The organism is Streptomyces sp. CB09001 (genome assembly GCF_003369795.1).
GTDB lineage: Bacteria > Actinomycetota > Actinomycetes > Streptomycetales > Streptomycetaceae > Streptomyces.
Map to the genome: position 1 here is coordinate 3961734 of NZ_CP026730.1, position 12391 is coordinate 3974124.

Consider the following 12391-nt stretch of genomic DNA (forward strand, 5'->3'; position numbering starts at 1 on the left):
CTCAGTCCTTCTGAGGCTTTTGACGATGGCGTACGAGGGAGTAGAGGGAGTGGGAGGGCGGAGTGCCGTCCGCTGCTCCTCCTACTCCTCCAGCTCCCCGCTGCCGCTGGAGAACTGGGCCAGCCGGAAGATCACGAACTCGGCGGGCTTGACCGGCGAGATGCCGATCTCGCACACGACCCGGCCGAGGTCGACGGACTCCGGCGGGTTGGTCTCCTCGTCGCACTTGACGTAGTACGCCTCGGACGGGCTCTGGCCGAACAGGGCGCCGCTGCGCCACTCGTTGACCAGGAACGCGGAGATGTTGCGGCGGATGCGGGCCCAGAGGTTGTGGTCGTTCGGCTCGAAGACCACCCACTGGGTGCCGATCAGGATCGACTCCTCCAGGTAGTTGAAGTACCGGCGGATGTTCAGGTAGCGCCACGCCGGGTCGGAGGAGAGGGTGCGCGCACCCCAGACGCGGATGCCGCGGCCGGGGAAGGAGCGGATGCAGTTGACGCCGATCGGGTTGAGCAGGTCCTGCTCGCCGCGGGTGATCTGCAGCTCCAGGTCCACGGCGCCGCGGACGACCTCGTTGGCCGGGGCCTTGTGCACGCCGCGCTCGGCGTCGTTGCGGGCCCAGATGCCGGCGACGTGGCCGCTCGGCGGGACCAGGCGGGACTGGCCGGTCTTCGGGTCGAAGGACTTGATCCAGGGGTAGTACAGGGCCGCGTACTTGGAGTCGTAACCGGCCGTCTCCTGGCGCCAGACGCGGATCTGGCGGGCGTTCTGGTTCGGCGGCGGGTCGATGATGGCGACGCGGTCGCCCATCAGCTCGCAGTGGGCTATGAGACCGAGCTGGACGGCCTTGACGGCCTCCAGGTCGATCGCGCCGCGCTGGTAGGCGGCCATCAGGTCGGGCACCGCGACCATGGAGATCTCGTCGATCGCCTCCAGGCCGCCGAAGCCGGTGCGGTCCGCGGAGTCGCCGATGTACTCGGTCGGGCCCGCCTGCGCGCTCTCCACCTGCCCGGCCGGAACGGCGGGGGCGGCGGACGGCGGCGCGGGCAGCGTCAGGGTCTGGTTCTCCGGCCGGGCCAGCTGCGCGGACGGCGCGGCCTCGGTCACGGTGATGAGCTTGGAGCGCTCCTTGACCTGGGTGACGACGTAGGAGCGGTTGCCCTTCTTGGCGCTCACGTCGAAGGTCTCGACCGGCTTGTCGCCGTCCTTGACGATCAGCTTGAAGCGCTCGGCGGGGCCCTCGCCCTCGGGGTCGGCGACCTCGACGGTCAGCGGGCCGCTCTGGCCGGCCGCGTTGGCCGTCACGGCGAACGTGCCGAGCTGCTTGGGCTCGGCGGCGGGCAGCGCGGCCTTGGCGGCGCTGCCGGTGACGGCGGCGGGCGCGGTGGTGCCGTTCGCGTCGTCGCCCACGGCGGAGTCGTCGGCCGAACCGCCGACCCGGACGACGTAGGCGGCGGAGCCACCGTTGTTGAAGAACCCGTAGACGGAGTGCGCGAGGTAGTACCCGCCGGTGAAGTCACCGAACGCCGCGACGTACTGCGTCCAGTTGGTCACCAGCGTGGGCTCGTTCAGCGGGCCGGTCGGGGCGAGACCGACGAAGGCCGCCACCGACGTGCCCACTCCCTCGATCGGGCGCGAGCCGCTGGCCACCTCCTCGACGTAGACGCCGGGCGACAGGTAGGACGGCATGCTCTGCTCTCCTCGGGGTACGAGACAGGACGCCCCTCAGCCTCACGCGCGCGTTGCCGCCACCGAAACGTCCCCGGGTGCCGGTACGGGGGCACGTTCCCTGCCCCCGGTCGTGCCCATTGGGGCAGACTCCTGCGGATTGCCGGTACTTCCCCTCGAAGACCCCTGGTGGACGCCCGGCGTTTCTGATTCAACGTCTTGTGTCGACTGTCAGTTCGCCAGGATGTCATCTTGCGATCAAGCCCCGTTCCGGGGCGCGCCGTCCCGCCGCACCGGGGCGCTGCCCCGCATGGGCCGGGAACGGTGACGGGGTGTCAGGAGGGGATCGTCCGTGTCGGACCGCTTGAACCACACGCAGAGACACCGCCCGGCCGAGGCCGCTCCGGCGCGGCCCCGCCCGCAGGGACGCCCGCAACCTCCGCTCGCCTTGCTGCAGGCAGCGGCGGGAAACCGGGCCGTGACCTCGGCGATCCGGCGTGGGTCGTCCGGTACGGCCGTCCAGCGCGCGGTCGGTACGGCGCAACTCCCCCGGGGCACGGTGGTGGCGCGGGCGGCCTCGGCGCCGGTGGACGACCTGCAGATCACGCCGGTGACGGAGTCCGAGCGGCCGGGCGGTACGACGGGCCGGGGCGCGGACACGGCGGCCGAGCAGCAGGCGGCCGTGGACGAGGTGACCGCCCAGAAGGCGAAGGTCGCTGCCGCGTCGCTGGCGCGGGCCGATGCGGAGACCGACGTGTGGGAGGCGTCCGGGGAAGCGGCCGAGGCACGCGGGAAGGCGGCGGCGGCCCGGGGCAGGGCGGAAAAGCTGGAAGGGGCCGCCGGGGCCGCGGAGCGGAGCCGGACGAACTCGCTCGAGGCCGAGGAGAAGTTCACCGAGGCGGCCGGCACGGCGACGGAGAAGCAGCAGACCGCCGAGGAGAGGGCGGGCGGGCTCCAGGACACCGAGCGTGGGCAACGCGCGGCGGCGAAGGCGGCCCGTGCCGAGGAGCGGAAGTACACGGAGAGGGCCGAGGAGGCCGAGGGGAAGCGGAAGGCCGCCAAGGGCAGGGCGGCGGACTTCAAGAAGCAGGCCGACGAGGCCGGACGGAAGCAGGAGGCCGCCGAGGCCAAGGTGGCGCAGCTCAGGAAGCAGGCCAAGGAGGCCAAGGAACAGCAGGAGGCCGCCGAGACCGCGGCACGGGCGAAGGCGGAGGCCGAGGACCAGGCGCAGCGGCGGGCGGCCAGGGCCGAGGCCGAGGCCGAGGCCGAGGACAAGATCGCGCAAAGAGTGAAGAAGTGGGCCGAGGAGGCGGCCGACGCGCTGAAGAAGGCGGGGGTTGCCGAGGAGGATGCGCGTCGGCGGGCGGGGGAGGGCAAGGCCGCCGAGGAGGCGCGGAAGAAGGCCGAGGACGAGGCGAGCGCGTGCGCCGAGGACCGGGACACGGCGCAGGAGCAGGCGAAGGCGGCCGGGGATCTGGCAGCGCGGCGGGACAAGGACGCCGACGCCGCGGCGCGGGAGCGCGGCAAGGCCGAGCGTGAGGCGGCACGGCACAAGGAGGCCGCGGACAAGGCGCTGGGGCAGGCCGACCGGGCCCAGGCCGACGCGGACAAGCAGGCGCACGTCGCGGCGGCGCGGCGGCAGCAGGCGGAGGCGGCCCGCGCCGAGGAGCGGGGGCACGCGCAGGACGCGGCCGAAGCACAGAACAGGGCAGCGGTCGCGGGGCAGAAGCAGTTGGACCAGAGGGCGTCCCAGAGCACGGCGACGACGGCGCTGAGCGCGGCGAAGGAGGCCCGGGAGGCGGAGAAGAAGGCGAAGGAGGCCGCGGCGGAGGCCGCGAAGGAGGCCGCGGCAAAGACGGACGGAGCAGAGCCGGCAGGTACCGGCAAGGCCCGCGGGACCCGCCGCAAGCAGGCCAGGGACGCCGCCGGTAAGGGCAACGCCAAGGTCAAGGCATGGACCGACGTCCCCGACGTGGGGGCCCTGCGGGCCAGCGCGCCGTACAGCGGAACGCAGCGGGCGGAGGCGACGCAGCACGGGGACACCGGGACGGTGCATGACACCGCAGCCCAGCAGTTGGGCGAGGCCGTGCCCAACACGGTCGCCGACCTCACCGGCACCATCGACAACGTGAGGGCGTTGAAGAACTCGTACAAGAAGCGCGACGAGTCGGGTCCGGCTTCCCACGAGCACCGGAAGAACCTGAGAACCAAGTTCAACGGCGCGGTGACGGCCGGCCTCATGCTCATCAACGACGCTGTGAAGGGCGCCGACAACATCGGCAGAGTCACCGAGAACGCGGCCGGAATGGCTGAGCTCGGCGCCGCCGGCGGTGGCCTCACCATCGCGTTCTCCGCCCTGACCGTCGGCCGCGACGTCAAGGTCTTCAAGGACACGCGTGCGCAGCGCAAGGAGCTGAAGACGCACTTCAGTGGAGAAATCGCCAAGCGCGACCGAAAGCTCCAAGATGTTCTCGACGCCTTGGGAACGGCCAACACGAAACTGGCCCAGGATTCCGTCAGTCTGGCGGCCGCGGAGCCCGGCGCGGAAGCGGAGGCGCTGCAGGCGGTCGAGGCCGGTCGCACCCACATCGAGGGCCTGAGGCAGGAGCTGATGGGGCACTTGGCCAGCGGGCGGGACTACGCGGTGATGAAGAAGAAGAGGAAACTCAGGCGCCGCGCCATCAACGGGGGCGGCAACATCGCGCGCACCACCGCCGGCGCCGTGGCGATCGCGGCCGCGGTAGGAGCGGTCTCCGGCGGGATCGGGGCCGGTGTGGTGGGCGCTACGACGGCAGTGGCCCTGGGCGAAGGCGCGGTCGAGAAGGGCCTGCGGAAGGCCAACAAGCGTTACGACTCGGTACGGGACTACCAGAAGCACGCCCGGACCACCCTGCCTCAGGAAGGAACGCCGACGCCCGAGCCGCCCAGGCTGGACGAGGACGGCCGGGGCAGAAAGAGCAACGCGTTGAAGGAGGCGATCACGGTGACGCACCCCATCAAGCAGGGAAAGCGGCAGCTCAACGCGCAGGAGCTCTACGCGCAGGCGGCCGGTCCGGCCGTGCCCGTGGGCGAGAACGTCCCCGAGGACATCCGGCGCAAGGCCCGTGACTTCCTCAAGGCCCTCAAGTGCAGCCCGGTGAAGCACAAGCAGGACGACGAGCAGTGGCTGGCCTCGCTCAACGACCCCGACCTGCAGACGGAGTGGGAAGAGGCGATAGCCAAGGCGCTCTCCTCGCTCTGAGCCTCCCGTGCTGTGACCGGACGCGGCACCGGGCGCCGTTGCCCCCGGTGTTGCCCGCGCAGACCTGTCGACGGCGGGGAAGTTCCGGTAGTGCTGAGGGTTACACGTCCGGTGTCGAAGGGAGCGCATGGTGCGCGCGCACGAGGAAGCCGCCGACCAGCAGGCCGCCCGGGGCGGCCGCGCTCCACACCGGGTCACGCCCGCGCCCCTCACCGCGGTGGGCGGAGCGCCGATGGCGGCGGCGACGGTCCTGGCGCTCCAGAGCAGCGCCGGCAACGCCGCCGTCCAGCGGGTGGTCGCCCGGGACGCGCACCAGCACGGTCCCGGCTGCGGGCACACCGTCCAGCGCCGCCTCGACCCGGACGCGCACCAGCACGGCGCGGGCTGCGGGCACGACGGGATCGACGACCGGAGCCCGGAGGGGCAGCACCAGCTTCTGGACGAGGCCAAGAGGTCGCCGAGTTCGTCGCTCCCCGGGTCCTTCCTCGACAAGGCCGTGCCGTTCTATCAGAATCCCGCCCTCGCCGGTGCCCGCATGCACACGGGCCCGATCGCCCAGCGCGCGACGGCGGCCATGGGCGCCGAGGCCATGACGATCGGCATGGACGTGTTCCTCGGCCCGTCCGCCATCGGCAACAGCGAGATCCTCGCCCACGAGGCCAGCCACCTCGACAAGAACAGCAGAGGAATCACGGAGACGGGCAGCGGGAGCGGCGGCGCCCCCCCGGTCACGGACCCGGGGCAGAGTTCCGAGGTCGCGGCGGTGAACGACGGAGCGGCTTTCTCGGCGGGAGAAACCGTCGCCCCGTCCCTCGTCGCCCAGCGAGCGGTCACCGACGACGTGGACGACGCCGTGTAGACCCGCTCGCCCCGCGGACGGCCCCTTCGGGCAACGCGATGTGCCCCGGGGAGTCCTGACGTCGCGTCGGACCGGCCGTAACGTCGGCGTGTGAGCCTTTGGACTTCCCTGGAGCCCGCGTCCGCCACCGTCGACCCCGGCAGCAGCACGCGTGTGCGGCTGCGGGTGCGTAATACCGGTGATGTCGTCGACGAATACCGGTTCGAGCCCGTCGGGGACGTGGCTCCCTGGACGACGGTCGAGCCGCAGACGTTGCGCCTGTATCCGGGGACGACGGGGACGGTGGAGCTGACGTTTGCTCCGCCGAGAACGCCGGACGCGGTGGCCGGGCCGAATGCGTACGCGGTGCGGATCACGCCGACGGAGCATCCGGACGCGGTGACGGTTCCGGAGGGGAACCTGACGATCACGGCGTTCTCCGAGGTGCGGGCGGAGTTGGTGCCGCACACGGTGAAGGGGCGGTTCCGGGGCCGGCCGCGGCTGGCGGTGGACAACCTCGGTAATACGAAGGTGACGGCGTCGGTCGCGGGCAGTGATACCGGTGATCATCTGTCGTACGAGGTGCGTCCGGGGAATGTGCAGATCGAGCCGGGTCGTGCGGCGTTCGTGGAGACGACGCTGAAGCCGAAGCAGATCATCTGGTTCGGGGCGAAGGAGGAGCGGCCGTACCGGCTGGCGGTGCGGCGGTCGGGGGTGGATCCGACCGAGGTGGAGGGGACGTATGTGCAGCGGGGGTTCCTGCCGCGTTGGCTGGCGACGTTCCTGGGGATCTTCGTGGCGTTGGCGCTCGCGTTCGTGATGATCTGGATCGCGTACAAGCCGCAGGTCCGTACGAGCGCCACGGAGCAGACGCAGCAGGCGGGTGTGGCCCTCGCGCCCAGCTCCAGCGTCACCCCGGAGACGCTGCCCAGTACCGCCGAGTCCGCGCCCGCGGCGCCCGAGCAGCCGGCCGGCGAGGAGTCGAAGGACGACGGCGGCGGGGAGAACAAGGACGACGGCGACAAGGGCGGCGGCGGGGGCGGCGGCGAGTCCAAGAAGCCCAAGCCGCCGGTACGCACCGCGGCCACGGCGGTGAAGGAGATCGCCGCCCGCAGCGAGGGCCGGCACATCTGCTACCGCGCCTACGTGGCCGACCACGGCTGGCAGGACCCGGTGTGCGACGGCGCCGAGGCCGGCACGGTCGGCAAGAGCCTCCCGATCAAGGCCCTGAACATCGCCGTGTCCGGCACCAAGGGCGTGACCGGCAACGGAGCCCATGTCGTGGAGGGATGGCTGACCGGCAACGACTGGTCGAGTGCCCCCGACAAGACCGACATGTACCTGGGCAACACCAAGGAGGCGATCTCGCCGATGGAGGGGTTCGCCCTCCGGACCATCGAAGGCACCGTCTGCCCGGACACCCACGTCAAGGACAAGGGCTGGCTGAAGCAGGGCTGCACCGAGCCCGGGAATTGGCGGTACTTCGGCAGCAACATGCAGAGCGAAAAGCTTCAGCTCGAGGCCGTCAGGATCACGGTCTGACGACGAGTGCAAGGGCAACGTACTTTGCCCTTGCGACTCCTGACGGGCCATCCGGAAGCCCCTAGCGTCGGCGTGTGAGCCTTTGGACTTCCCTGGAGCCCGCGTCCGCCACCGTCGACCCCGGCAGCAGCACGCGTGTGCGGCTGCGGGTCCGCAACACCGGTGATGTCGTCGACGAGTACCGGTTCGAGCCCGTCGGGGGCGTGGCTCCCTGGACGACGGTCGAGCCGCAGACGTTGCGGTTGTATCCGGGGACGACGGGGACGGTGGAGCTGACGTTTGCTCCGCCGAGAACGCCGGACGCGGTGGCCGGGCCGAATGCGTACGCGGTGCGGATCACGCCGACGGAGCATCCGGACGCCGTGACCGTCCCGGAGGGGAACCTGACGATCACGGCGTTCTCCGAGGTGCGGGCGGAGCTGGTGCCGCACACGGTGAAGGGGCGGTTCCGGGGCCGGCCGCGGCTGGCGGTGGACAACCTCGGCAATACGAAGGTGACGGCGTCGGTCACGGGCAGCGACACCGGCGACCACCTCTCGTACGAGATCCGGCCCTCGAACGTGCAGATCGAGCCCGGACGCGCGGCGTTCGTCGAGACGACGCTCAAGCCGCGGCAGATCACCTGGTTCGGGGCGAAGGAGGAGCGGCCGTACAAGCTCGCGGTGCGGCGGTCCGGGGTCGAGCCGACCGATGTCGAGGGAACCTATGTGCAGCGCGGGTTCCTGCCCCGCTGGCTGGCGACGTTCCTGGGGATCTTCGTGGCGTTGGCGCTCGCGTTCGTGATGATCTGGATCGCGTACAAGCCGCAGGTCCGCACGAGCGCCACGGAGCAGACGCAGGAGGCCGGTGTCGCCCTCGCGCCCAGCCCCAGCGCCACCCCGGAGACGCTGCCCAGTACCGCCGAGTCCGCGCCCGCGGCGCCCGAGCAGCCGGCCGCCGGGAGTCCCGAGAACGACGGCGGTGACGGCGGAGGCGGAGGCGGAGGCGGCGGCGGGGAGCCGAAGAAGCCCGAGAAGCCGGCCGTGAAGCCGGTGGTACCCGCCAGGAACGTCATGCTGCGCAATGCCACCACCCACATGTGCGCCGACATCCCCGGGCGGGGCAAGGGCAAGATCAACGGAATCGTCCAGCAGGCCAACTGCCACGAAGAGGGCGACAACGAGTACTGGCACCTGGAGGTGAAGTACGAGAAGGGCGGCCCCGGCGGGGCGGCGCTCTTCCAGATCCGGAACACCACGGACCAGTTCTGCATGGACCTGGGGGAGTACGGCGCCCGCCCCGTGGGCACGGGAGTCGCGGAGTTCCACTGCGACGGCACGAAGGCCGACAACCAGCTCTGGTGGGTCGACAAGCAGGAGAGCGGGGACTACTGGATCCGCAACTTCGCCAGCAACAACAAGTGCCTGAACGTGAAGGGCCAGAACGGCGGCACCGAGACCCCGCTGAACATCGCCGACTGCACCAACACCGACGACCAGGAGTGGGAGATCATCCACCCGTCGAAGGACTGACGCCGGGTCCGAAAAGTCGTACGATCAGGCACCTTGGGGCAGCGGTCACTGCCCCGAGTACCGCTGTCACGCGGGGAGTTGGCTCGTAGCGTCGGCGTGTGAGCCTTTGGACTTCCCTGGAGCCCGCGTCCGCGACTGTGGACCCCGGCAGTAGTACGCGTGTGCGGCTGCGGGTGCGTAATACCGGTGATGTCGTCGATGAGTACCGGTTCGAGCCGGTGGGGGGCGTGGCTCCCTGGACGACGGTCGAGCCGCAGACGTTGCGGTTGTATCCGGGGACGACGGGGACGGTGGAGCTGACGTTTGCTCCGCCGCGTACGTCTGATGCGGTGGCCGGGCCGAATGCGTATGCGGTGCGGATCGTGCCGACGGAGCATCCGGACGCGGTGACGGTTCCGGAGGGGAACCTGACGATCACGGCGTTCTCCGAGGTGCGGGCGGAGTTGGTGCCGCACACGGTGAAGGGGCGGTTCCGGGGCCGGCCGCGGCTGGCGGTGGACAATCTCGGTAATACGAAGGTGACGGCGTCGGTCGCGGGCAGTGATACCGGTGATCATCTGTCGTACGAGGTGCGTCCGGGGAATGTGCAGATCGAGCCGGGTCGTGCGGCGTTCGTGGAGACGACGCTGAAGCCGAAGCAGATCATCTGGTTCGGGGCGAAGGAGGAGCGGCCGTACCGGCTGGCGGTGCGGCGGTCGGGGGTGGATCCGACCGAGGTGGAGGGGACGTATGTGCAGCGGGGGTTCCTGCCGCGTTGGCTGGCGACGTTCCTGGGGATCTTCGTGGCGTTGGCGCTCGCGTTCGTGATGATCTGGATCGCGTACAAGCCGCAGGTTCGTACGAGTGCGACGGAGCAGACGCAGGAGGCGGGTGTGGCCCTCGCGCCCAGCCCCAGCGTCACCCCGGAGACGCTGCCCAGTACCGCCGAGTCCGCGCCCGCGGCGCCCGAGCAGCCGGCCGGCGAGGAGTCGAAGGACGACGGCGGCGGGGAGAACAAGGACGACGGCGACAAGGACGGCGGGGGCGGCGGCGAGTCCAAGAAGCCCGGCAAACCGGCCGTGAAGCCGGTGGTTCCCGCCCAGAACATCCTGCTGCGCAACACCACCAGCCACCAGTGCGCCGAACTCCCCGGGCGGGAGAAGGGCCAGGCCGACGGGCCCGTCCAGCAGGCCGTCTGCGACGACACCGATGGCGACAACCAGATCTGGGACCTCGAGGTGAAGTACGAGAAGGGCGGCCCCGGCGGGGCGGCGCTCTTCCAGATCCGGAACATCAAGGACAAGTTCTGCATGGACCTGCCCAACCACGGCGCCGTTGCCGTGGGGACGCCCGTCACCGAGTTCTACTGCGACAGCAGCACCGCGACCGACAACCAGCTCTGGTGGGTCGACAAGCAGGAGAGCGGGGCCTACTGGATCCGCAACTTCTCCAGCAACCAGAATTGCCTCGGCGTGGAGGGCGCGAACGGCGGCGCCCTCTTCTCCAAGCTGGTGCTCGACAACTGCAGCAACGTCGACGACCAGGAGTGGGAGATCATCCACCCGAAGAAGGACTGACGGCTCTCAGGCGGTCCCGGACCCGGCGGTCACCAGCCGCCTTCCCCCGGGACCAGCCTCCCGGCCTTGCGGTACTCACGGCGGGCGCCCTCCAGGAGGTCGTCCGCCGTCACCGTTCCCCCGCGTCCGGCGGCCAGGTAGGCCGCGGTGACCACGGCGCTGCGGATCGAACCGCCGGCCAGCTCGAAGTCCCGGGCCAGCGGCTCCGGGTCGATGCCGTCGGCGGCCGGGACGTGCGACAGTCCGTGCCGCCACAGTGCCAGCCGCTGCCCGGCGTCCGGGAACGGGAAGTCGACCACCAGGTCCAGGCGCCGGGTGAACGCCTCGTCGATGTTGGCCCGCAGGTTGGTGGTGAGCAGGGCGATGCCGTCGAAGGACTCGAGGCGCTGGAGCAGGTAGGCGCTCTCCATGTTGGCGTACTTGTCGTGCGCGTCCTTGACCTCGGAGCGCTTGCCGAAGACGGCGTCCGCCTCGTCGAAGAGGAGTACGGCGTCGGTGCGGTCGGCCTCGGTGAAGATGCGCTCCAGGTTCTTCTCGGTCTCACCGACGTACTTGTCCACGACCGACGACAGTTGCACCACGTACAGGTCGAGGCCCAGGTCGGCGGCGACCACCTCCGCCGACAGGGTCTTGCCGGTGCCGGACTCGCCCGCGAACAGGCCGAGGACACCCCGGCCGCGGCCGCCGCCCGCGCTCAGCCGCCACTCGCCGAGGACCTGGTCGCGGTGGCGGGCGCGCAGGGCGAGCTCGTGGAGCTGGACGAGGGGCTTGTCGGGCAGCACCAGGTCCCGCCAGTCCACGGCGGGCCGGATCCGCCGGGCATGGCGTTCCAGGCCGGAGGCCGACTGGCGGCGGGCGGCGAGCCGGACGTGGTCGGCGGTGACGGGCGTGCCGTCGAAGGCGGCGAGGGTGCGGGCGGTGAGCGCGGCCCGCTGGATCCGGTCGCCGCCGAGCCGGTACGGAGCGACGGCCGAGGCCAGGTCGAACCCGTCGGCGTCGGCGCCCAGCGCTGCGTGCCAGGCGGCCGCGCCACCGGCCCGGCGGCCCGGTGCGTCCAGGACCAGCGGATCGGTCGGGGACCAGTGCGGGTCGTACGGGCGGGGGTCCGTCACCAGGACGGTCACGTCCCTCGCCGCGGTCAGCGCCCGCACCAGCGGGCCCGGCTTCTCGGGCAGGCCCGCCACCACGACCGCCCGGCCGCCGAGGCGGGCCTCGCGCAGCAGCTCCGGTACGTGGTCCGCGGGCTCGGTGCAGCGCAGCGCGTCGATACCCGCGGCGTCCAGTACGGAGGCGACGGCGGCCAGGCCGTCACCCTCGCGCGGCTCGCGCAGGTAGGTGGTGAGCGGGCCGTCGTGCAGCCGGGCGGCCAGCCGGCGTACGAAGTCGTCGGCGTCGGTGCCGGCGGCGGGCAGTGGGTCCGGCATCGGGAGCAGCAGGCCGAGGAGGGCGGCGTCCGGGGTGTCGTCGCCGAGCAGGTGGCCGATGAGCCGGTCCGGGACTCGCAGCGAACGGGTGAGGAAGGGCCGCTCGGGCTCCTCCACCTCCAGCAGGCCGAGGGCGCACAGGGGGGCCGAGGCGTGGAAGCGGGTCCGGGCCGTCGCCGTGTGCGCGGGCACTCCGCACAGGTCGAGGGCGAGGCCCACGGTGGCGCGGCGGCGGCTCACGTCGTTGTTGAGGTAGCCGTAGAGCGGCTCGAAGGTGCGGTCGACGTCGGGGGCGAGGGCGACGAGCAGGGCGGCGGTGTCCAGCTCGGTCAGCCGCGTCCGCACGGCCAGCCGCGCCAGCCGGTCCCCGGGGCCGGCCGGAGCGCCGACCGGGACCGGTTCGACGGCCGGGGGCTCGCCGTCGCCGGACGGCCAGGTGCGCAGCAGGTGGTGGACGGCCTCGTCGGGCAGGTACAGGCCGCGCAGCGGGTCGTCGGCGGTGGGGTCGGTGGCGGTGCGGTGGTCGACCAGCGCGGCCACCCGTTCCCGCAGGACAGCGAGCCGGGTGAGCATCACCCGGGCGGGATCGTCGGACGGGGCTGAGAGGGTGC

At 71.6% G+C, this 12391-nt stretch carries 7 protein-coding genes; 5 read left to right on the forward strand and 2 right to left on the reverse strand.

Features of this window, described 5'->3' with window-relative positions:
• Positions 1–81: 81 nt before the first annotated feature.
• Positions 82–1689 carry a phage tail sheath subtilisin-like domain-containing protein gene (locus C4J65_RS18420; protein ID WP_115743385.1) on the reverse strand — a complete coding sequence of 536 codons (1608 nt, stop codon included), beginning with the start codon at positions 1687–1689 and terminating at the stop codon, positions 82–84.
• Between the two features lie 457 nt (positions 1690–2146).
• Between C4J65_RS18420 and C4J65_RS18425 the strand changes: the two genes are divergently transcribed.
• From C4J65_RS18425 to C4J65_RS18445, 5 genes are all read left to right on the forward strand, one after another.
• Positions 2147–4909, forward strand: coding sequence for a hypothetical protein (locus C4J65_RS18425; protein WP_240330455.1), 2763 nt, complete (start codon positions 2147–2149; stop codon positions 4907–4909).
• Between the two features lie 127 nt (positions 4910–5036).
• Positions 5037–5768 (forward strand): DUF4157 domain-containing protein, encoded by a 732-nt coding sequence (locus tag C4J65_RS18430; protein ID WP_162833238.1) that lies wholly within the window; start codon positions 5037–5039, stop codon positions 5766–5768.
• Between the two features lie 90 nt (positions 5769–5858).
• Entirely contained in the window at positions 5859–7289 is a 1431-nt protein-coding gene (locus C4J65_RS18435; RefSeq protein WP_115743387.1) for a hydrolase, read from the forward strand.
• 74 nt (positions 7290–7363) lie between these two features.
• Positions 7364–8800: an RICIN domain-containing protein gene (locus C4J65_RS18440; protein ID WP_115743388.1), complete on the forward strand. Its 1437-nt coding sequence runs from the start codon at positions 7364–7366 to the stop codon at positions 8798–8800.
• A 98-nt stretch (positions 8801–8898) separates the two neighbouring features.
• A complete protein-coding gene (locus tag C4J65_RS18445; RefSeq protein ID WP_115743389.1) occupies positions 8899–10356 on the forward strand; it encodes an RICIN domain-containing protein in 1458 nt (485 codons plus the stop codon).
• Positions 10357–10385: 29 nt separating this feature from the next.
• Here C4J65_RS18445 and C4J65_RS18450 read toward each other — a convergent pair whose 3' ends face one another.
• On the reverse strand, positions 10386–12353 hold the full coding sequence (locus tag C4J65_RS18450) for an ATP-binding protein (RefSeq protein WP_115746513.1): 1968 nt from the start codon (positions 12351–12353) through the stop codon (positions 10386–10388).
• Positions 12354–12391 lie beyond the last annotated feature (38 nt).

Excerpts from the sequence above, each read along its gene's own strand:
- C4J65_RS18420 (WP_115743385.1), bottom strand. The coding sequence starts at position 1,689 with ATGCCGTCCTACCTGTCGCCCGGCGTCTACGTCGAGGAGGTGGCCAGC.
- C4J65_RS18430 (WP_162833238.1), top strand. The coding sequence starts at position 5,037 with ATGGTGCGCGCGCACGAGGAAGCCGCCGACCAGCAGGCCGCCCGGGGC.
- C4J65_RS18450 (WP_115746513.1), bottom strand. The coding sequence starts at position 12,353 with ATGCTCACCCGGCTCGCTGTCCTGCGGGAACGGGTGGCCGCGCTGGTC.